Genomic DNA, 22363 nt, shown 5'->3' with positions numbered 1-22363 from the left:
AATGCCAATCCATAACTGGAATCTGACATTGTCGCAATTGGCCATCCACTTCGAAGGTAGATTAGATGGTGTGCTAGATATTTAGCAATTTAGGCTGACACAGAATTCTGAACGCCCTCTAAGTTATGAGAGTGCAAAAAAGGAAGCTTTATTTATAGCTTTACCATTTCTTGTCCTTTTATTACTCAAAGTACTACAAGGCGATTTTATTGGTTTTATTAAACTTTCAGATTTTTCTTTAGCAACATCAATACTGTGGGGACAGTTGCTAGCAAAAACATTTGATGTACCAGATAAAAATAAAAACAGAGATAAGTTCAGTACCAAACAAGTGCAAATTTTCATTTTTTCGTTTTTATCATTAACTCTCTATATTGGACTTAACTTTTTAGAAGCTATTAGTGACACCGTATATTGGGCTCAACTCGCTTGGTACGGATTTTCCATCCTTTATTACATCCCCGTATCCACATTAATGAATGATTTAACTCGAAGATGACCATGTAATTTATTATATAGAAAAGCGTAATATAAAATCGCGCTTTTCTATTCCATCATTTCATTCAACTTAAAAAGTTTAATCTTAAAGCCCTAAGCCTGCCATAAAGTCGTCATCTGCGTCGTCTTGCACAACTTCTTTAGCCTTTGCGCTTTCTTTTTCAGCTTTCTTTTTCGCTTCGTTTTCAATTATGTCATCTGGGTCGAGTGCTTCTGCAATATCAAAGTCGTGTAATTTAATGAACTCTGTTTTATCCATTGCTAATTCCAAGTAGAAAATATTTTGCTTACTTGTGGTGAATGTTACGCGGCGAGCTTGCGGGCGATCCATTGTGGTATCTACCGATATTTGCACTTGCTTGTTTATTGCCATCATTTTTGGCTGGTTTTGTGTAATTGAAGTATGTAATTGCTCACGCACTTTAGACGTAAAGTCGCCAACAATTTGATTCATCAACTCGCCTAGTACGTTTGATACGTCGTCTGATAAATGGCTATGCGCTATTTCATCTTCTGGCATTCCCATGTTACGCATGTAATCGCCATAAATTTCCATCGCCGCTTGCGAAGTAAAGTTGGTAATTACGAGCCCTGTAAAACCGCCGTCAAATAAAACAAAGCAACCAATATCTGGTCGCATACATGTACGTGTTATTTTTTGCACCATGGCTGAGTAGCTAATACCATTACCGCTGGCTGATGTGAGCACACCTGTCACTGAATGACAAAGGGTTGCTAATATATCGTCTGTGCTGATGACCTTACTCTTGCTCATTTAATCTTCTCTTTTGTACTTATTATTCATAATTCTAGTCAAGCTACTGAATTTATCACTGACTATCCAGTATAAAATGTTAAAATAGCGCCATTATTTACAAAGAGACTGCCTTCGTGACCATAAAAGACAGTATTTATGCCTCTGAGCAACAAGTAAAAGATTTTAGCTTTGATCAAAATGTAGTCGAAGTTTTTCCAGATATGATCCAGCGCTCTGTACCTGGCTACGCAACGATTGTCAGTACAATGGGTAAACTTGCGGGTGAGTACGCACAAAGTAACTCAAATCTTTATGATTTAGGCTGCTCACTGGGCGCAGTCACGCTTAGCATGCGCCGTAACATTCGCACCGATAACTGCCATATAATAGCGGTAGATAACTCTCAAGCTATGGTTGAGCGTTGTAAGGTGCACTTACAAGGTTTTAAATCGGATGTGCCGGTTACTGTTACTTTGGGCGATATTAACGAGCTTGAGATTCAAAACGCATCGGTTGTGGCAATGAACTTTACACTGCAATTTATTCCACATGCGCAGCGCCAAGCCGTGCTTGAAAAAATATACGCTAATTTAAAGCCTGGTGGTGTATTGCTGCTAAGCGAAAAAATTAAAGCCGAAAACGAGCAATGCGATAACCTATTAATTGATTTGCACCACGACTTTAAACGTCACAATGGCTACTCTGAGCTTGAAATAAGCCAAAAACGTACCGCCATCGAAAACGTTATGCGCCCAGATACACTAAGCGCTCACTTTACTCGCTTACAAGATATTGGTTTTAGCCAAACTCAAGTGTGGTATCAATGTTTTAATTTTTGCTCAATGGTAGCAATTAAATAAAGAGAGTCATCCATGTCTCAATGGTTTAACCAATTTTACGCATCTATCGCACAAAGCCCACTTAGTCACTGGCTAGAAACCCTCCCTGCTCAATTAAAACATTGGCAAAACGAGGCTAGCCATGGTGATTTGCCTAAATGGCAAAAAGTACTTAAAAACTTGCCTGAGGTGGCAACTTCCCATGTTGATATTTCTACTAAGGTAGAAATTGGCGCCCCAGGAGAGATGAGTGATGGCGAGCAAAAGCAAGCCATGCATTTATTAAAACGCATGATGCCATGGCGCAAAGGCCCATTTAGTGTGCACGGTATTGAAATAGATACAGAGTGGCGCAGTGATTGGAAGTGGGACCGCCTGCTTCCTCATATTGAGCCACTAAAAGGCCGCACTGTTTTAGATATTGGTTGTGGCTCAGGGTATCATTTATGGCGTATGCGCGGTGAAGGCGCAGAGTTTGTAGTGGGTATTGATCCGTCTGATTTATTTTTATGTCAGTTTCAGGCAATTAAACACTACAACCCAGACGAAAACGTACATTTACTGCCACTAGGCGTTGAAGCATTACCCGAGCTTAAAGCGTTTGATACGGTTTTTTCGATGGGCGTACTTTATCATCGTCGCTCACCTATCGACTTTTTAGCGCAGTTAAAAGCGCAGCTTCGCCCAGGCGGCGAACTCGTACTTGAAACTCTAGTAATTGAAGGCGATGAAAACACAGTACTCGTACCTACCGACCGCTACGCTAAAATGCGCAACGTGTGGTTTATTCCAAGTACTGCGGCATTAAAGCTGTGGATGGAACGCGTTGGCTTTAAAGATGTGCAAATAAAAGATTGCGCTATTACCACGCTTGAAGAGCAACGCAAAACCGACTGGATGGAAAACGAATCGTTAATCGACTTTTTAGATCCAAACGATACAAGTAAAACAATTGAAGGCTACCCCGCTCCACTTCGAGCCATATTAACCGCAAAAGCATAGCTGTTAATTTAACGCCTTTAATACTAAAAAAACGCCTACGGGCGTTTTTTTGTTTATTTAAACAACAAACAGCGGACAAGTGTCCTTGTTAATTATTTCAAAATTACATTTACGCTAGCCGCGACCTTGCAATTGTTGTAAAATACGCGCGTTTCTAAGCAACCCAAAACAACTATTTTGAGGAAAACCTGTGAGCGAACAAAAACAGTCTCTAAGCTATAAAGACGCGGGCGTAGATATCGACGCTGGTAATGCACTTGTTGAGCGTATTAAAGGCGTAGTTAAAAAAACTCGTCGTCCTGAAGTAATGGGCGGAATTGGTGGTTTTGGCGCACTTTGCGAAATTCCTGAAGGCTACAAGCAACCAGTATTAGTTGCAGGCACAGATGGCGTTGGTACTAAACTACGTTTAGCAATCGACTTAAAAAAACACGATACGGTTGGTATTGATTTAGTTGCAATGTGTGTAAACGACTTAATTGTTCAAGGTGCTGAACCCCTGTTTTTCCTAGATTACTATGCAACTGGTAAACTAGATGTAGACACAGCAGCTGACGTAGTTACAGGTATTGGCAAAGGTTGTGAAATTTCAGGTTGTGCCCTAATTGGTGGCGAAACAGCTGAAATGCCAGGTATGTATGATGGTGAAGACTACGACATGGCAGGCTTTTGTACAGGCGTTGTAGAAAAATCAAAAATTATTGATGGCACTAAAGTAGCAGCAGGCGATCAGCTTATTGCACTTGCTTCAAGCGGTCCTCATTCAAATGGCTTCTCTTTAATTCGTAAAGTACTTGAAGTGTCAAAAGCTGATACCAGCGCTGACTTTGAAGGTAAAACATTAGGCGAAACTCTACTTGAGCCTACGCGTATTTACGTAAAACCTTTACTTGAGTTATTCAAAAACGTTGACGTACATGCGCTTTCGCATATTACTGGCGGCGGTTTTTGGGAAAACATTCCACGCGTATTACCCGCTTCAGCAAAAGCTGTAGTTAAAGGTGATAGCTGGCAGTGGCCACCAATTTTTAATTGGTTACAAGAAAACGGTAATATTACTACACACGAAATGTACCGTACATTTAACTGTGGTGTAGGCATGGTTTTAGTAGTCCCTGCAGACAAACTTGAGCAAAGCTTAACAATGCTAAAAGACTTGGGCGAAAATGCATGGCACCTTGGTGAAATTCAAGATGCAGCAGCTGGCGAAGAGCAAGTTGAAATTGTAGGTGGTGCTAAGTAATGGCACCGACTCGTCTGGTAGTTTTAATCTCAGGTAGTGGCTCTAATTTACAAGCCATCATAGATGCCTGCGAACGTGGCGAGATAAACGGGCATATAGCGGCTGTTATTAGTAATAAAGCAGACGCTTATGGCCTAGAGCGTGCAAAACAAGCAGGTATTGCTACAAAAGTGCTCAGTCATAAAGATTTTGACTCGCGCGAAGCGTACGATGCGCAATTAATGAACGTTATCGACTCTTTTATGCCAAATCTAGTTGTATTAGCTGGGTTTATGCGTATTCTTACTCCTGGCTTAGTGCAAAAATATGTTGGAAAAATGTTGAACATTCATCCATCTTTGTTGCCTAAGTATCAGGGGCTGAATACCCACCAAAGAGCAATTGATGCAAAAGACGATGTTCATGGCGTAAGTGTTCACTTTGTTACTGAAGAATTAGACGGCGGTCCCGTTATTCTTCAGGCGCAAATACCTGTACTCAAGGATGATACAGCAGAAACATTAGCAAAGCGCGTGCATGAGCAAGAGCATATAATTTATCCTTTGGTGGTCAAGTGGTTCAGTGAACACAGACTTACTATGGAAGCAGATTATGCAGTTCTTGACAAAAAACAACTTCCTGCACACGGCGCGCACTACCCACAATAAAAAAATAAGTGCCCTGTTGTTATGTGTGGGCGCTTTACTTCCAACTAGCCTAATTGCAGGCGAATTGACCCAGTATCAAGCTAATTACGATATTTTACGCAAAGGTAAAAATCATGGTGAGGCTGTTCGTGAGCTCAAAAAAACGGGCGACGATACTTATGAACTTACATACCACAGCAATATTGAGTGGATGATTTTCTCTGACTCTCGTGAAGAAACCTCAAAGTTTACCTTTAAAGATGGCAAGGTTACCCCGCATCATTACAACATGATTCGTACAGGGACAGGCCCAGATAAAGATTACAAAATTGATTTTGATTCAACAAACAAAGTAGTGACTAGCAGCGCTAGTGAATACCCACTTAAATGCGAATGGACTGATGAATTTCAGGATGCTATTTCGTACCAAGTGCAAGTGCGCGAAGGATTGAAAAAAGGCGAAACAAGCTTTTCATTCCCCCTTATAGATAAAAAAGGTAACCGCCGCGACTACAACTTTGAAGTTGTTGAAAAAGAGATGATCTCCTTACCTATAGGTAATGTAGAAGCCATTAAAGTAAAGCGTTTATACGATAACGATAAACGCCAAGCAATTGCATGGTTTGCGCCAGAAATGGATTACATGCTGGTACGTATGTGGAAAGGCGAAAAAGGTATGGAGCAGTTTGAAGTTCAAATGAATTCATTTACTGTTACTGCGCCTACAGCTGTTGCGCCTGTAACAGCACAACAACCTCAAGAAGCTAACTAAATTTAATTAAACCAAAGTTAGTATTTAAAATAGGTGGGCTAAATTAGCTCACCCATTTTAAACAATGCAAATTCCCCAGGCTCCATTTTTTGCCAGCGCTCATCATTCGTCAAAGGCCTTGTAGCTATAACTGTTACTACATCGTTTGGTGTGGTCTCTTGTTGAAAATCAACCACCATGTCGGCATCAATCAACGTTGCTTTACCAAATGGCGCACGGCGCGTTATGTAATGTAAGTTATTAGTGCAATACGCTAAAACAAACACCCCATCGGTCAATAACATATTAAACACCCCTTTTTCACGCAGGGTATGCGAAAGCTTAGCCGCGTATCTAAAAACCGACGCCATATTACTTGGACGCTTTGGGTATTTTTCGCGAATTTTATCAAGCAACCAACAAAAAGCGAGTTCGCTATCGGTGTTACCCACTGGGCGATAGTACTGCGGTTTTAAATCATGATAATTAGATAGCTGCCCGTTATGAGCGTAAGTAATTTCACGCCCCCATAACTCTCGCGTAAAAGGATGAGTATTTTCAAGGCATACTCGCCCGCGATTACCTTGGCGAATATGGCTAATAACCGAGACACTTTTAATGGGGTATGCTTTAACGAGCTTTGCAATTTCAGATTGATAACTCGGCTCAGGATCTTTAAAGGTTCTACAGCCTTTACCTTCGTAAAATGTAATACCCCAACCATCTTTATGTGGACCTGTATTACCACCACGCTCTAAAAGGCCTGAAAAACTAAAACAAATATCGGTAGGCACATTGGCTGACATGCCAAGTAATTCACACATTAATAAAATAACCCTTAAAAACCATACATTAAAATAAATAGCGAATATTTGTGTATTAAGCGTACACTAAATTGCAGCCCGCTATAACGGCTATACTTACTTAAAAAGTGTCATTTTGCTATTAGATTTATTTATTTTTACGTTAACACTACTTACGGCTAATGCTTTGACTATACGATAGTTATTGAGCGTTCCTCTGTCGGGTAATTAAATATCGTATTTAAGTTACTTTCTACTACAATTTAACATCGTTATGTACTTGAAAATTACTGTTACTAGCGCTACTCTAAGTGAGGTGGTCTGACCTCTATTAAGGAATAAAAATGACACTCATATTTACACTGGTTCTAATCGCGTTGCTTTGCACTGCGGTTTACCACAGAGCAAGTTGGAACACAGCACTTGGTGTTTCGGCTATAACTTTATTAATTGGTACCTTTGCGGGTGCTTTTGGTTTAATTAGCTGGTTGATCTTTTTGATCATCGCGGTTCCTCTTTCTGTTACTGGCCTTCGTCAGCAATATATCATCAAGCCTATTTTTGCTACGTTTAAAAAAGTAACGCCAAGCATGTCTGATACTGAAAAATCAGCTATTGATGCCGGTACGACGTGGTGGGAAGCTGACTTATTTTGCGGTAACCCAGATTGGAAAAAACTTCACCAATACCCAGTTCCTAAACTTACTATTGAAGAGCAAGCCTTTGTTGATGGCCCTGTTGAAGTAGTTTGTAGCATGTTGGACGATTGGGAAGCAACGCACGAATTAACCGACCTTCCTCAAGATGTGTGGCAGTATCTAAAAGATAATAAATTCTTTGCCATGATCATCAAAAAAGAATACGGCGGTTTAGAGTTTTCTGCATTTGCACAGTCTTGTGTACTTCAAAAACTAACAAGTAAATCAACATTACTTTCGTCAATTGTTGGTGTACCAAACTCTTTAGGCCCAGGTGAATTATTACAACACTATGGTACAAAAGAGCAAAAAGATCATTACTTACCGCGCCTAGCGAGCGGTCAAGAAATTCCATGTTTTGCATTAACTTCGCCAGAAGCGGGTTCTGATGCAAGCTCAATTCCAGACTACGGTGTGGTATGTAAAGGGCAATGGAATGGTGAAGAGGTTGTGGGTGTTAGTTTAACGTGGAATAAGCGTTACATTACACTTGCCCCAGTGGCTACCGTACTTGGTCTTGCGTTTAAGTTACAAGATCCAGATGGCCTAATTGGCGACAATAAAGAGCCAGGCATCACCTGTGCACTTATTCCAACGGACACTCCTGGAATTGAAATTGGTCGTCGACATTTCCCGCTAAACGTACCATTTCAAAATGGTCCTACTCGCGGTAAAGACATTTTCGTACCACTTGATTATATTATTGGTGGTCCAGATATGGCTGGTCAAGGCTGGCGCATGCTGGTTGAGTGTTTATCGGTTGGTCGTGCAATTACATTGCCGTCAAATTCTGCCGGTGGCATTAAAATGATTGCCGTTGCAACGGGTGCGTATAGCCGTATTCGTCGTCAGTTCCGTTTACCTATTGGTAAAATGGAAGGTGTTGAAGAGTCACTAGCAAAACTTGCTGGTTACGCTTACAGCTCTGATGCTGCGGTTAGTATGTCTACGGGTGCGGTTGATTTAGGCGAAAAGCCATCGGTAGTTTCTGCCATTATTAAATACCACCTGACAGAGCAAATGCGTGATGCAACTATTCATGCAATGGATGTACTTGGCGGTAAGGGCATCATGCTTGGGCCAAATAACTATTTAGGTCGTGGCTATCAAGGTGCACCTATTGCCATTACTGTTGAAGGTGCAAACATCTTGACCCGTAATATGATTATTTATGGTCAAGGTGCAATTCGCTGTCATCCATTTGTACTTACCGAACTAGGTGCGTGCGAAATTGAAGACCGCGAAGAAGCGCTTAACGTATTTGATAAAGCGCTAATGGGTCACATTGGTTTTACTATGTCGAACCTTGTACGTACTAAGTGGCTTGCACTTACTGGCGCTCGTTTTACAAGTGTGCCGTACAACGACGAAACCGCTGAGTTTTACCGTATAGCGTCACGCTTTAGTGCATCACTTGCTCTTATGTCAGACATTAGCATGGCAGTATTTGGTGGTTCACTGAAACGTAAAGAACGTATTTCAGCGCGTTTAGGTGACTTACTTAGTTACTTATACTTAGTGTCTGCAACGCTTAAGCGTTACAACGATGAAGGCCGTAAAAAAGAAGATTTTGCTCTAGTAAAATGGAGTTGCCAAGATCACCTTTACCATTGCCAACGTGCACTTGCTGATTTAATTAATAACATGCCTTCGGCTCCACTACGTGCCGTGTTAAAAGTATTGTTATTCCCGTTTGGTCGCCCGGTTCGTAAACCAACTGACCAACTTGAGCATAAACTTGCGCAACTACTACAAGTACCTAGCGAAACGCGTAACCGTTTAGCAAGCTATGTATACTTAACAAATGAGCCGCTTAACCTTGTAGGTCGTCAAGAGCAAACGCTTAAAGACGTACTTGCTGTTGAGCCATTATTTGACCGTGTATGCAAAGAAAAAGGTCTTAAACTGCCATTCTTCCAGCTTGATAAAGTAGCGCAAATGGGGCTTGAAGCAGGCATATTAAGCCAAGCAGAGGCTGATAAACTAGCTGCTGTTGAGCAATCTCGGTTAGATGTTATTAACGTTGATGACTTCGACCCTGCTGACTTACTTGCAGGCAAAGCCGCGCGTAATAGCGTTAAAAAAGAAGCTGATGCTGCTTAATTAACTAAGTAAGCATTTGAATACTAAAAGCCAGCGCCTAATGCGCTGGCTTTTTTGTGTAAAATAAATTCTTATATATCAAATCGCACATATCAAGCAATCAAATACTCGACGATAAGTGTAAATTAGCGCTTAGTTATCAATCGCTTCCATGCTAAAACTATGCCTGTATACACTAAAAAACATGCGAGCAATGATGCCAAGCCAGCTAATGTTTGCCCTATAAAACCAAAGTATTCACCGGTATGTAAAAATCGAGATGTTCCCCATGCTTGATCGCCTCGCGTCCAATCAGATTTTTTTAGCGTTTTAATTGCATCACCAGTGCGAGTATCTAAAAATAATGAATATGCATATTCTTGGCGATTCCCGATACTGGTATCAATATAAAAACGTGCTTCGTGTTTTTTGTCACCTAATTCTAACCACATCGAATACCAATCAGTGGCACCATTATGAATTGCATGTATTTGAGCTAGTTGGAATAAAGCATCGTAAGGTACTTTATCAGCCGATAAATTTAATACTGGTAGATGCTTTTCTCGCTCGGGTACGTTTTGCCCAAACGCGCCATATAACGCTTTATTCGCCCAATTAAAATGAAACAAAGTAGCCGTTAATGACAAAACGAGTAAAACCGGCAAACACCAAATTCCAAAAACTAAATGCCACTGCCTATTTCGATGATGTGATGATTTGTAACTCTTTGCTAGTAAAAAATATCCTTTTAATGCAGAGCGATTAAATCGCTTTGGTAACCACAGATAAGCACCCGATAGTAGTAAAAAGATAAAAAATAGATTAGCGTAGCCATTTATATTTTTGCCAATCACTTGTGAAGCGCCATGCAGTAATAAATAACGATGTATATCAGTTACAACGTGAAAAAACCAGCCGCTAGCCCCTCTCCTTCACGAATAACATCTCCCGTATAAGGGTGTAATAAGTAGCTATTTTTTCCCGCCCAGGCAGGAATAGCAGCCCCTTCTCGATTTACCCAACGAATATAAATATGTGATTGACTCGGATGCGATTTTTGCAAAATATCTACAACAGCATCAGTCGATAGCCGCTGTTGAGCATAGGTGTTTTTTACAGTAAATCGCATTTCATCTAGCTCAACAATCTGTCGTTCATAGGTTAATAAAAAACCAGTGAACGACATGCTGAAAATAAATAAACCGGCGATTAAACCTATAATTAAGTGAGCCCAAAAGACCCACTTTTTAAACAATTTTAAGAACATAAAATAAGTTACTTATTCTTAAAACTGATAAGAAATCGATAAGCGAATATCGCGCCCAGATTCGTATGGACCAACAACAGTGTCAAATACTTCACTGTAATCACCCACACTTGAATGATCGATATAAAACTCATTAAATAAGTTAGTAACAGCAACATTAAATAATAATGCATTCGTCACATTCCACTGCCCATATAAATCAACAGTGGTATAGCTTGGTTTATTTAGGGTATATAAAGAATCAGTCCAATCAAGGTCAACAGCTTGATGAAGAGTATCAATATCGAGTGAATCGACTTTAGTTACACTAAAACCAACCTTTGCATCGGTGTTAATGTCGTAATCAACGCCAGCAACCCATGTATTGCCTCTACTATTACCTAAACCGACAAACTCATAGCCATTAATATCAATTGCATCATAACTTACACTGTACAACCCATCACGTGGGTCAAGCTCTGTATCAGTAGCTGAAAATCCAATGAAGAAATCAAATGAATTTAAACGATATGCTAGGTCAAACTCAAATCCTTTAGTCTCTAACGTGCCTATATTGTTATAAACCGAGTTTCCTTCATACCCTTCAAATATCACATCATCTAAAGACGAATTATAAATACTTGCCTTAGCGGATAAATTTTCATTAGTGTATGTTATGGATGCTTCAATATTAGCTACGGTCTCAGGTACTAAACTTTCATCCGCTACTGGAATATCTGAACCGTCATATAAATATCCATCAATGGTAAAGCCATCCCCTATTTGTTTACCACGCGCGGCTTCAGCATACCCAAGCCCTACTGTCCAAGCTTCATTAATGTCATATGCTAAACCGATATTAAAGCTCACTTCATTGTCGTCTAAACTCGATGCACTTTCTGTAATTGCAGTGCCATAATATTCATCTAATAGGATGTCTTGTTTAAACTTATAACTATCAAAACGCACTCCATAACTCAGTAAAAGTTGTGGAGTAATATCACTATAACCTTGTGCATAAACACCCAGTACACTGCCTTGTTCTGAATTTTCTTTTGCACCTGCTGCAGACCCACTCGATACTTCATCATTTCTATAATCAACGCCATAAACAAATTTATGTTCATCAATAATACTTGTATTACGAATATCTAAGCCATATGTGTCAATGTCAGCAAGCCAAGCAAATCGGCCGCCATTAAAAGATGATTCGGTTTTGTATGCTGTCGCCTCTAAATACAATAAGTTATTGTGAGAAAATATATAATTAGCAACGTAAGTCTCTCGCTCTGCTTCACTTGGATACAAAGCATCACCTTCTTGTACCGCCCAGTTAGGGCGTGCTGAAAAATCCCCTTCTTCGTCGCGTTTTTCAATACTTACCGACAAATGATGATTATCTGCTAACTCACCACTGGCTTTAATAAACATCATATCTTGATCGGCGGCCGTACCATAAATAGTATCGCCATCACCATTTTCCATGTTCTCGCGATCCACAGTACTGAAATACCCTAGTACGCCCCATGTATCACTTAATTTACCGTATACACTGGTGCTTAAACGCGTACCGTCATTTGAAAAGTAACTTGCTTTAACACGTCCACCAAATTGTTCACCTTGATTAAGTAAGTCTTGCGCGTCTTTAGTTTTAAAGCGGATAGAGCCGCCAATCGCACCAGGACCACTTGTTGCTTCTCCGGCACCTGCTTGCACATCTATTTGCTGTAATAGGTCAGGATCTATTGTTACACGACCAATATGATGAAATAACGTTGATGTTTGCTGTGCACCATCAACCGTTATATTTAATAAAGAATCTTCAACACCACGAATATAGATCTTTTGTGCAACGCCTACCGAGCCACCCACACTAACAGAAGGTGAATGTCGAAAAATGTCAGCCAGATCACTTGCTTGATATTGTTCTATTTCTTCAGCTGTAATACTCAAATTAGTTGCAGAACCAACTACAGATATTTTTTCAACAGACGCTGTATTTTTAGCAAGTTCTTGCGCGTATATAGGTGAACTAAATGATGCACAAATGGCACTCATTAGGGCTAATTTTTTCAAGGGGGACGCTCCTTCTTAATTGCAAATAAGAAGAATTGTCATTTTCTTTTAATTGAAAGTATAGCAACTTTACATTTGTTACATTTAGGACATATACAAAGACGCGTTAGGTGCAATCTACTTTAGTTGCCTAAAAATATGTAAGTAAGGGCGTGAACAGGACGAGAAAGCGTTGCTCAGTTTTTACAAGCACAATATGAAATGTAATTTATACACCTTTAGGAACCGTTACAGTCATTACTAAACCACCTGCAGTATCATTTTTAGCAAATACTGTCGCAGCAATCGCATGTAATTGCCTTTGTGCTAAAGCAAGCCCTAAACCAAAGCTATCACTGTTGCATGAGCGAGCTGAATCAATCCGGAAAAAAGGTCTAAAAATAGTATTTAAATGCTCTTTAGGTACTCCTGGACCTTGATCTGCAATAATAATTTGATATTCATGTTTATAATCAATGAGGCTAATCCATACTTTTTTATTAATGGGTGTGTAACGTAGTGCATTTCTAAGTATATTCTCCAGTGCTTGACCTAATGCTCTGTGATTACTGTTTTCAATATGGGCTTGATTAGGTAAGTCAGCAAAAATAAGTTTATCTGGGTACTCAAAACGCCCATCTTCAATGAGAATTTCGAGTAAATCGACTAAATCCAAAGATTCGATGCGCAACTGAGGTGACTCGTTATCTAACCAGGATAAAGTAAGCGTGTCATCCACTAACTTACGGATGTGCTGTGACTCTTTGTGAATACGCTCTAATTTGATTTGCGTGTCTTCTACACCCTTTTCTCTGTGAGAGAGTAAATTGTCAGTTGCTATATCTAAGCGTGTTAAAGGTGTTCTCAATTCGTGAGACAGATCAGTTAGTAATACACGTTGATGCATAATCTGATCACTGATCCGCTCTGCCATTAAATCAAATGTTTCAGCTAACTGGGATAGTTCATCATTGCGTGAGCCCAGCTGCTCTCGAACTCTGACACTAAAGTCTCCTTTGCTAAATGCTCTACTTGCTAAGTCGAGTTCTTTAATAGGATGCATAATATGGCGATATAACACAATCGATAAACACACCAATATCAGCATTGGCAATAAAACTTGTAACGACAAACGTGTTAAATTCCAAAGTGATCCTGGGCGCATTCTTTTAGGCAACTGCACAACAAGGCTAGTTGCACCATCTTTAAAGGGTAATTGCATAACGGGTGCATGCTCAAAATACAGATGGATTTTCCAATCAATACTTCGCCCCAAGTTATACCCTGTATACTCACAACGATGAGAGCGATTACCAGCTAACTCAACCACATTGGCTTTAGCAATTACAGCCCAAATACTCTCTTGTTGTTGTAAATCATCAACCCAACGCTCAAGTTCGCTCATATCGCCTTGATCAAATATAACCTCAGCCTTTTTTTGCCAATTAATTAACTCTTCTCGACTTGAGTCACTTAGCATGCTCATATCATTTTCAAAATGATTAACCGCGACATTAATTAAATAAAACATCGCAACAACACCAGTACCAATAATTAAGCACAGCTTCCAAAATAAACGTCGTGTCATTTAATACAGTACCCTTGCCCATGCACAGTGTGTAAACGGCTGCCATCCCAGCCGGCGTTATTTAATTTTTTTCGTATACGACTCATATGCATATCTAAACTACGATCGTACTGACTGAAACGCTTGTTAAGCGCCACTTGATATAAAAAAGGTTTTAACAGTATTTGTTCTTGGTTTTTCATTAAAATTTGCAGCAAGGCAAACTCAATAGGCGTAAAAGCTAATAGCTCACAATGCAGAAAAACCTGCTGGTGTAGGCTATCTATTTCAAGTCCATCAATATTAGCAATGTAAGGGGTATTTGTGTCTTGTTTAAAAACGCGCCTTAGTACTGAATCTACTCGTAGTAATAATTCTTGGCTATTAAACGGTTTTGCTAAGTAATCATCTGCACCAGCTGATAAACCTAAAATGCGCTCTTCTTCAGCATGTTTTGCCGATACAATTATTACAGGGGTGTTATTACAACTACGTAAAATATTAAGCACTGCTAAGCCATCTTTGCCCGGCAACATAACATCTAATAAAATAAGACTAAAACGTTGAGCAACCGCTAAATCAAGCGCTTGATTACCATCAAAACACTGTGTAACAGAGTATCCTTGGTTGGCTAGTAATTCAGTAATTTGATCATTAAGTAATGTATCGTCTTCAACAACTAAAATATCAAAATCAGATTTGTTACGTTGATAGGCCTGTGGTGCAGACATAGAAAGCCATAATTTTTATAGTATTAAAACAAATTAAAGCAAATGGTAATACAAATCAATATCAAAATCAGTGAGTGTGGAGAAAGTTGATTTTTTGAGTGTTTTGAGTGTTTTGAGTGTTTTGAGTGTTTTGAGTGTNTGTTTTGAGTGTTTTGAGTGTTTTGAGTGTTTTGAGTGTTTTGAGTGTTTTGAGTGTTTTGAGTGTTTTGAGTGTTTTGAGTGTTTTGAGTGTTTTGAGTGTTTTGAGTGTTTTGAGTGTTTTTCGAGCATAAACTTGTCATTTAGGAAATAACAAGTGGCGGAGTGGACGGGACTCGAACCCGCGACCCCCGGCGTGACAGGCCGGTATTCTAACCAACTGAACTACCACTCCGCAGTGGTATGTGCATGGGGTAATGCACTTACTAATTTTAATCATGATATCAAATGGCGGAGTGGACGGGACTCGAACCCGCGACCCCCGGCGTGACAGGCCGGTATTCTAACCAACTGAACTACCACTCCGCAGAGATATCATTATACTTGTTATTACTTAATTTGTTGGCGGAGTGGACGGGACTCGAACCCGCGACCCCCGGCGTGACAGGCCGGTATTCTAACCAACTGAACTACCACTCCAGCATACAAATTTTGTAATATAACATTGTTTAAATAGTTGGCGGAGTGGACGGGACTCGAACCCGCGACCCCCGGCGTGACAGGCCGGTATTCTAACCAACTGAACTACCACTCCAGCGCATATTTAAACTGTTATTTTTTCTTATTGGCGGAGTGGACGGGACTCGAACCCGCGACCCCCGGCGTGACAGGCCGGTATTCTAACCAACTGAACTACCACTCCATAATAAGAATATGTTTTACAACCATACGTTGTGTAAGTGTTGGCGGAGTGGACGGGACTCGAACCCGCGACCCCCGGCGTGACAGGCCGGTATTCTAACCAACTGAACTACCACTCCAGCTTTTACTTACAAGTTTACGAAAATGGCGGAGTGGACGGGACTCGAACCCGCGACCCCCGGCGTGACAGGCCGGTATTCTAACCAACTGAACTACCACTCCATATTTTCGTTGCTGTTTAGGTCTCCCTGACAGCGGCGTGAATAATACGAACCAACCCCTATTTCGTCAAGGGCTTTTTTGTTTTTTTATAGGTTTTTTAGTCATCTGTCATCGAAAGGTTTAAAATTTCACCTGATCTGTCATTTTTTGAGCCATTTTTACCGACTTGATTTTTTTCTGTGTCGGCAACATCACCTTCGCTTGTTTTCTTTTTCTTTAAAAAAGGCAGCTTAACTTTAAATTTAATCGGTTTTTTCTGAACAAATATACGAATTAACAACCAACCGAATAATAAAATAAGCGTATTGCAGCCTACAATTAAACTAATAATTGTCGATGTGGCCATTTCTTCTTCAGCAGGTTCACTCTCAATCATTTTATCTGGTGTAATAATCGTTGCCGGATCAATTTCGGGCACCGCTTCTATGGGTCGTTCTATCTCAAATTTATACGTTGGCAGCGTTGCCATAAATTCACGGCCATTAATATTAGTGCCAAAAACAGACAGTTCAACACTATATCTACCCCAATCATAATTTTTAACACTAAGCTGACGTGAGTCTTTAGCTGCAGCATCTATGGTAAACATTTGCTCTTCGTTATTGGGATAGTATATTTTTCCCTGGATGATGACTGTTTCTGGCTTAACAATACTTGGGTCTATATTTATAGTTAACAGATGCTCGTCTGTGTCTTGCTCTGCTAACGCGACTTCGGTTATAAAAGGTGGCTCGTGCACTTCTATTGTATTTTGCACAATGCGGCGCTGCAGCAGAGGTGTTGCCACGTAAAGCTCTGATGTCCATTCACCCGCAGGAAAATCTAAAGTAAACTCGCCGGTAAACACACCATCTTTAGGACGCTCATCAAATCCACGTCCATCGTCTTTAAATTCCGCTACTTCTTGAATGCCTGCGCCAAAGTTAGCAAAGTTTTCATTGTTGGTACTTACAAAGTCAACATTAAGGCTCACAACATCCCTAAATAGGTTTGTGTTAATTGGCTCACCGTCGTTTAGTATTTTCCCGGTGATTTTTATTGTCTCCCCCCTAAACAACATTGAAGGAAGAGGCTCTGCCTCAAGAGATATTTCGCCTAATACAACTATTCTGCTGTCGGGTAAAATACTGCCTATTACTTGCCAAGGACCCGCCATAGGTTTTTTTATGGTAACTAAATCGTAGCTGAGTTCGTCAAACCAATCTAAGTTAGGGTTTTTAACTGAGTCAGTAGCAAAGTACTTACTGCCATCGGGCCGCACTAAAATAACAGCAGGTGCACCTGATTTTCTAAAAAACAGCAGTGTTATTTCATCTATTTTGCTATCTATGCGAAAACGATTATCAAGTAAAGGGATCTCATTTTGATGCCCATCGCGCTTGAGCACTTCTACTTGTTTTACGCCATATGCATTGCCAGTAAATAAACTAGCGGCACATAACGCTGTTACAAAATACATCGTTTTCATTAAATCGCCTTATTCAGCGCGCCATATACATTGGCCGCCTTCTTTGTTTACAAGATCTAATCGTGCTTCGTGTGCGCTTTGCTCAGCGTCGCTTGCTCGCAATACAACTAATGGGGCTCTATCGCTATTTAAACGCTTTATACCGCCTTTCTGTTGCTCGCTGCCGTCATCTTTGTTTTGATTCAAATTCAGCTTTGTTTGACCACCCGTCATGGCAAGGTAAACATCGGCTAAAATTTCAGAATCCAGTAGCGCGCCGTGAAGTGTTCGCTTTGCGTTATCTACATCGTAACGACGACATAATGCATCAAGATTGTTCTTTTGACCTGGATGCAAGTCACGCGCCATTTTAAGCGTGTCGAGAACTTGACAAAAAGTCTCTGTTTTAGGATAGCCCTGATTAAGTAGTGCAAATTCATTATCCATATGACCAACATCGAACGGTGCGTTATGAATAACCAACTCTGCCCCTTCAATATAGTCGAAAAACTCTTGGGCAATTTGATGAAACAGTGGTTTATCACGCAAAAACTCGTTAGTAATACCGTGAACGTCGATTGCTTCTTCTTCACTTGGCCGTTGTGGGTTTATATAAACGTGAAAATTATTGCCTGTTAAACGGCGATTTACTAACTCCACACAACCAATTTCTATAATACGGTGCCCTTGTTTAGGGTCGATGCCGGTGGTTTCTGTATCTAAAACTATTTGTCTACGTGCCATATCGAATTTAGCCTGATTCTGGTATCTTTCTATAATCACTTTATTGTACATAAGATCAAGGTAAAACAGTGCAAAAAACCGTAGAGATTTACACCGATGGCTCATGTTTAGGTAATCCAGGCCCCGGCGGTTATGGTATTTTTATGATTTATAACGGCCACGAAAAAGAAATGAGCCAAGGTTATAAACTCACAACTAATAACCGAATGGAAATGCTCGCGGCTATTGTAGCCCTAGAATCACTCACTCGAGAATGCGAAGTAAACCTAACAACCGATAGCCAATATGTTAAGCAAGGCATTGAATCGTGGATCACTAACTGGAAAAAACGTGGCTGGTTAACATCAGCTAAAAAGCCGGTTAAAAACGTCGATTTATGGAAACGCTTAGATAAAGCCTGTAGCGAGCACAATGTAACTTGGAAGTGGGTTAAAGGGCATAGCGGCAATAAATACAACGAAGTAGTTGACGATTTAGCGCGCGATGCCGCTGGCAGTAAAGATTTACTAGAAGATGTAGGCTACCAGCCTTAAATTTATTCTAAGCTAGTTGTTATACCAATTTTATTAAAAACATGTTCATTCTATCGCATTAAATAACTCACTAACTGCGTTAAAAATTATTCATATAGAACAACTATATGTCACAATTTTCGCCTTGTTAATGTGCTATTTTCTTAGCGCTATAATAGATCACTTATTTAATGCAATTAGTATTATTTTTTTGGTCGCACGATTTAAAGTGTTGCTTTGACGTTTGCCTAAGCCCTGCCCCTTTTACTGGTGCAAACTGCGGCCTTGCATGCCACTTAGGTTTTATTGGCGTAAGTGGCGCAACTCTTTTTCGTGCCACCAGCATATAAACACTGCCCATTGGTTTTAAATACTGTTTTGCAAAAGTACGCCAAAACTCAAATCTTGATAACCTATTACCTCTAGCCAGTGATGAATAAATAAAACGTTCGTCACTTACAATTTCAAAACCCAATAAATTTAGCCAATCTTTAACCCTCGCAGGGGTAAAAAAACGCCCTGTCCATGGTAATTTCTGACCACTAAAAGGCAGCATTTGTGCAAGCCCGCACAAACTAAACGGATTAAAACCAGTCACGAGTATATAACCGCCCGGAATAAGCGTGCGATGTGCTTCTCGTAAAATATGATGCGGGTCTGAATGATACTCTAAGCAATGGCTTAGTATGCAAGCATCAATACTGTGCTCGTAAAATGGCAGTTCATCTATGTCAGCAACTACCCCGGTGTAAGGTCCTGGCTCTGCAACACACACTTGATGTTTAATCGTACTTATACTTGTGTTTAATTCGCCACTTAAATTACCTAGCTTAAGCATATGATAGCCAAACATACGCGGCAGCCATTGCTCCATTTTGCGTTCAATATCTGCACGCAAATAATCCCCATGAGGAAACTGCTGCCACGACAGTGGTTTGGGTCCTTCTTGAAAACTAAGGGCTGGTTTCATTTTTTGAGCTCGTTATACTATGCGATAAGTGTCACTTTATAGAGCAATTTACCATGGTGCAAGTCAAAGCAATTAAAGCCTTTTCTGATAATTACATTTGGTGTTTAACTACCGATAACAGTAACCAAGCATGGGTAGTCGATCCAGGCCAAGCACATCCCGTATTAACGTACTTAGCTGAGCATAAACTAACGCTTGGTGGCATTTTAATTACGCATCATCACTACGACCACACCGATGGCGTAGCTGAATTAGTTGACGCCTATCCAGATATATCGGTTTATGGCCCTGCAAATAGTCCATTTAAAGGCGTCACTCACGCACTTACTGATGGACAAAGCATCAGTGTGCTTAATATTAACTTTACTATTTTAGCAACTCCTGGGCACACGCTTGATCATATTTGTTACACAAATGATGAACTTGCTTTTACCGGCGATACATTGTTTAGCGGTGGATGTGGGCGCTTATTTGAAGGCACGCCAGAGCAAATGTGGGAGTCTTTCAATAAACTAAGAGAGCTGTCTACAAGCTGCAGTGTGTATTGCACGCACGAATACACGCAAGCTAATCTTGCCTTTGCCAAAGCAATTGAACCACGCAATCCAGAACTCCTTGCGTACAGTAAAAAAGTAGATGAATTACGCAGTAATAATCAAATCTCATTACCTACTTCTATTGGACAAGAGCTAAAAATAAATCCATTTATGCGTAGCGATTTGCCAACCATTACAGAGTTAGTGCCGGAGAAATTTATCTCGGTTACAAAAAACAATGAACCTTGGGGAAACTTTGCTAGTCTGAGGCAGTTCAAAGACAATTTTTAATGCACAAACTAATACTTTAACATTTATTTTATTAGAATCATTAACTTAAGATATAGTGATGATTCTATTTCTGCGTTTTAAAAAGTCATTAAGTGGCAATGTTAACTCATAACAGGTAGTATTCGCCGAGTTTTTTACCCGATGTATTGGTATTTATGAATAAATCTCCCCTATTAGTAGCCTTGGCGTTAGCGCTAAGTGGTTGTCAAACACTGACAACTCTAGACTCAGACTCTCAAGTCGCCACGCAAGCAAACCAAAAACTCGAAGGCGCAAGTCCTAACGACATTAACAATGCATTGATGGTAAACGCACAATACCAGCAAATTGACCCTGATGAGCAAGAAGCTCCCGTGTTTGATGATGTGTGGGAGCGAATTCGCTACCAACTTTCTATCGAAATACCGCAAAACCGCCCTGTTGTTACTGAACGTAATTATTACGCTCGCCACCAAGCCTATTTAGATCGTATTTCCAAACGTGCAGAACCTTACTTACACTTTATAGTTGAAGAAGTAGAAAAGCGCGAAATGCCAATCGAAATTGCACTACTGCCTATTGTAGAAAGCGCATTTGACCCATTTGGTTATTCTAATCGTAGCGCATCGGGCATTTGGCAGTTTATGCCTGCAACCGGTGAGCGATTCGATTTAAAACAAAACTGGTGGTACGACGGTCGTCGCGACATAGTGCAGTCGACTCGCGCAGCACTTGACTACTTATCGTATTTACATAAAACACTTGAAGGCGATTGGCTTAACGCGATTGCTGCTTATAATTCAGGTGAAGGGCGCTTGATGCGCGCGATTAAAAAGAATCGTAAAAAGCATTTACCTACCGATTTTTGGTCTCTTGATTTACCAAGCGAAACAACAGCCTACGTACCAAAGTTATTAGCACTTGCCGATTTATTAAAACGCTCAGATGATTTTAACGTTACATGGCAACCAGTAATTAATGCACAAGTGGTTGAAGTGGTTGATGTTGGCTCGCAAATAGATTTAGCACTTGCTGCTGATATGGCCGATATGACGCTTACTGAGCTATACAGATTAAACCCTGGTTTTAACCGCTGGGCAACTGATCCTAATGGCCCACATTCTTTATTACTGCCAGTAGATAAAGCAGAGCAATTTAGCCAAAAACTAGCAAACACTGATGTTAAAAACAGATTACGCTGGCAGCGTTATATTGTGGCTCGAGGCGACAGCTTATCGGTAATTGCCAAAAAGTTTACAACAAGCTCAAGTGCAATCCGATCGCTTAATAAACTCAAATCAAATACGATTAAAGTAGGCCAAGAGTTACTAGTCCCGCTTACTGATGGCGCTATAAATAGCGAACATTTACCAAAGCAGATGCGTTTAGCTGCTAATAAAGCAACTCGCACAAAGCTTTCGCACACAGTTAAAAGTGGCGACACGTTATGGGATATTAGCCGCGAATATGACGTAACTATGGATGAGTTGGCTAAATGGAATAAACTAAAGAAAAACTCTGTATTGCGCCTAAATCAAAAACTAACTGTGTATAAGTCAGCTAATAAACCACAAGCAACGGCAAGCACCAACCGTACTATTACATACAAAGTACGCCGAGGTGATTCTCTTGCACGTATTGCGTCTAAGTTTAATCTAAGCGTTAACGAAATTATTAAGTGGAATAACTTAGCTGGTCAAAAATACTTACAACCTGGCCAAAAGCTAAAACTTAAAGTAGATGTCAGAAGTAGTTAATTTATAAAACTATATTAAAAGTAAAAAAGTAAAAAGGAGCGCATGCGCTAATGCCAGTCAGTTAAGCTGACTGGCATTTTTCTTTTTATGGGGATACTTAGATGGTTTTGGCTTAACCCATCGGGGATATCTTCTATCCTCTCGTCTAGCTGGAAGCTTAAATAAGA

Annotated in this window: 17 protein-coding genes, 7 tRNA genes and 1 pseudogene; 9 read left to right on the top strand and 16 right to left on the bottom strand. The window is 40.2% G+C overall.

Features of this window, described 5'->3' with window-relative positions; translation table 11 throughout:
* Positions 1 to 583 precede the first annotated feature (583 nt).
* Positions 584 to 1273, bottom strand: coding sequence for a DUF3334 family protein (locus tag I6F10_RS18280; protein ID WP_182196000.1), 690 nt, complete (start codon positions 1271 to 1273; stop codon positions 584 to 586).
* 116 nt (positions 1274 to 1389) lie between these two features.
* Between I6F10_RS18280 and cmoA the strand changes: the two genes are divergently transcribed.
* The 5 genes from cmoA (at position 1390) to I6F10_RS18255 (ending at position 5737) form a co-directional block, all read left to right on the top strand.
* Entirely contained in the window at positions 1390 to 2115 is a 726-nt protein-coding gene (gene cmoA / locus I6F10_RS18275) for a carboxy-S-adenosyl-L-methionine synthase CmoA (RefSeq protein ID WP_007378000.1), read from the top strand.
* A gap of 12 nt (positions 2116 to 2127) precedes the next feature.
* Positions 2128 to 3096, top strand: coding sequence for a tRNA 5-methoxyuridine(34)/uridine 5-oxyacetic acid(34) synthase CmoB (gene cmoB / locus I6F10_RS18270; RefSeq protein ID WP_138488804.1), 969 nt, complete (start codon positions 2128 to 2130; stop codon positions 3094 to 3096).
* A 190-nt stretch (positions 3097 to 3286) separates the two neighbouring features.
* Positions 3287 to 4339, top strand: a complete 1053-nt coding sequence (gene purM / locus I6F10_RS18265; protein ID WP_002959993.1) for a phosphoribosylformylglycinamidine cyclo-ligase — start codon at positions 3287 to 3289, stop codon at positions 4337 to 4339.
* Positions 4339 to 4986, top strand: coding sequence for a phosphoribosylglycinamide formyltransferase (gene purN, locus I6F10_RS18260; RefSeq protein WP_002959994.1), 648 nt, complete (start codon positions 4339 to 4341; stop codon positions 4984 to 4986). The genes purM and purN overlap by 1 nt, the downstream gene beginning before the upstream one ends.
* 16 nt (positions 4987 to 5002) lie before the next feature.
* Positions 5003 to 5737 (top strand): DUF3108 domain-containing protein, encoded by a 735-nt coding sequence (locus I6F10_RS18255; protein WP_182196014.1) that lies wholly within the window; start codon positions 5003 to 5005, stop codon positions 5735 to 5737.
* Positions 5738 to 5775: 38 nt separating this feature from the next.
* Here the strand turns inward: I6F10_RS18255 and I6F10_RS18250 are convergent, their stop codons facing one another.
* The gene (locus I6F10_RS18250) at positions 5776 to 6540 is read right to left on the bottom strand and encodes a class II glutamine amidotransferase (RefSeq protein WP_007586947.1); all 765 of its coding nucleotides are present in this window, start codon (positions 6538 to 6540) and stop codon (positions 5776 to 5778) included.
* A 323-nt stretch (positions 6541 to 6863) separates the two neighbouring features.
* Between I6F10_RS18250 and fadE the strand changes: the two genes are divergently transcribed.
* Positions 6864 to 9320, top strand: coding sequence for an acyl-CoA dehydrogenase FadE (gene fadE / locus I6F10_RS18245; protein ID WP_197099218.1), 2457 nt, complete (start codon positions 6864 to 6866; stop codon positions 9318 to 9320).
* A 125-nt stretch (positions 9321 to 9445) separates the two neighbouring features.
* Here fadE and I6F10_RS18240 read toward each other — a convergent pair.
* From I6F10_RS18240 to dnaQ, 13 genes and pseudogenes are all read right to left on the bottom strand, one after another.
* Positions 9446 to 10566 (bottom strand): annotated as a pseudogene (locus I6F10_RS18240) (PepSY-associated TM helix domain-containing protein).
* 18 nt (positions 10567 to 10584) lie between these two features.
* A complete protein-coding gene (locus I6F10_RS18235; protein WP_197099217.1) occupies positions 10585 to 12621 on the bottom strand; it encodes a TonB-dependent receptor in 2037 nt (678 codons plus the stop codon).
* A 208-nt stretch (positions 12622 to 12829) separates the two neighbouring features.
* A complete protein-coding gene (locus I6F10_RS18230) occupies positions 12830 to 14188 on the bottom strand; it encodes a histidine kinase sensor domain-containing protein (protein ID WP_197099216.1) in 1359 nt (452 codons plus the stop codon).
* Positions 14185 to 14898, bottom strand: a complete 714-nt coding sequence (locus I6F10_RS18225; RefSeq protein WP_024604903.1) for a response regulator transcription factor — start codon at positions 14896 to 14898, stop codon at positions 14185 to 14187. Before I6F10_RS18225 ends, I6F10_RS18230 begins: the two co-directional genes overlap by 4 nt.
* A gap of 296 nt (positions 14899 to 15194) precedes the next feature.
* Positions 15195 to 15271, bottom strand: a tRNA-Asp gene (locus I6F10_RS18220).
* Positions 15272 to 15325: 54 nt separating this feature from the next.
* A tRNA-Asp gene (locus I6F10_RS18215) sits at positions 15326 to 15402 on the bottom strand.
* Between the two features lie 37 nt (positions 15403 to 15439).
* Positions 15440 to 15516: transfer RNA gene (locus I6F10_RS18210), tRNA-Asp, on the bottom strand.
* A 38-nt stretch (positions 15517 to 15554) separates the two neighbouring features.
* A tRNA-Asp gene (locus I6F10_RS18205) sits at positions 15555 to 15631 on the bottom strand.
* 31 nt (positions 15632 to 15662) lie between these two features.
* Positions 15663 to 15739, bottom strand: a tRNA-Asp gene (locus I6F10_RS18200).
* A 41-nt stretch (positions 15740 to 15780) separates the two neighbouring features.
* A tRNA-Asp gene (locus I6F10_RS18195) sits at positions 15781 to 15857 on the bottom strand.
* Between the two features lie 26 nt (positions 15858 to 15883).
* A tRNA-Asp gene (locus I6F10_RS18190) sits at positions 15884 to 15960 on the bottom strand.
* Between the two features lie 97 nt (positions 15961 to 16057).
* Positions 16058 to 17428: a TIGR03503 family protein gene (locus tag I6F10_RS18185; protein ID WP_165744154.1), complete on the bottom strand. Its 1371-nt coding sequence runs from the start codon at positions 17426 to 17428 to the stop codon at positions 16058 to 16060.
* Between the two features lie 9 nt (positions 17429 to 17437).
* Complete coding sequence (gene dnaQ / locus I6F10_RS18180; RefSeq protein ID WP_024606537.1) at positions 17438 to 18151, bottom strand: DNA polymerase III subunit epsilon; 714 nt, start codon at positions 18149 to 18151, stop codon at positions 17438 to 17440.
* Positions 18152 to 18219: 68 nt separating this feature from the next.
* On the opposite strand from dnaQ, the gene rnhA reads away from it, so the two are divergent.
* The gene (gene rnhA, locus I6F10_RS18175) at positions 18220 to 18684 is read left to right on the top strand and encodes a ribonuclease HI (protein WP_165744155.1); all 465 of its coding nucleotides are present in this window, start codon (positions 18220 to 18222) and stop codon (positions 18682 to 18684) included.
* A 163-nt stretch (positions 18685 to 18847) separates the two neighbouring features.
* Here rnhA and I6F10_RS18170 read toward each other — a convergent pair whose 3' ends face one another.
* Positions 18848 to 19633: a class I SAM-dependent methyltransferase gene (locus I6F10_RS18170; protein ID WP_007378209.1), complete on the bottom strand. Its 786-nt coding sequence runs from the start codon at positions 19631 to 19633 to the stop codon at positions 18848 to 18850.
* 53 nt (positions 19634 to 19686) lie between these two features.
* Between I6F10_RS18170 and gloB the strand changes: the two genes are divergently transcribed.
* Together gloB and I6F10_RS18160 are read left to right on the top strand one after the other, a co-directional pair.
* On the top strand, positions 19687 to 20460 hold the full coding sequence (gene gloB, locus I6F10_RS18165) for a hydroxyacylglutathione hydrolase (RefSeq protein ID WP_165744156.1): 774 nt from the start codon (positions 19687 to 19689) through the stop codon (positions 20458 to 20460).
* A 155-nt stretch (positions 20461 to 20615) separates the two neighbouring features.
* Complete coding sequence (locus I6F10_RS18160; protein ID WP_165744157.1) at positions 20616 to 22196, top strand: LysM peptidoglycan-binding domain-containing protein; 1581 nt, start codon at positions 20616 to 20618, stop codon at positions 22194 to 22196.
* Positions 22197 to 22363 lie beyond the last annotated feature (167 nt).

Source organism: Pseudoalteromonas sp. SWYJZ98 (genome assembly GCF_015864495.1).
In the GTDB taxonomy this organism is placed as follows: domain Bacteria; phylum Pseudomonadota; class Gammaproteobacteria; order Enterobacterales; family Alteromonadaceae; genus Pseudoalteromonas; species Pseudoalteromonas distincta.
Note: the sequence above shows the minus strand (reverse complement) of the source record. Positions and strands in the feature narration are given on the sequence as shown.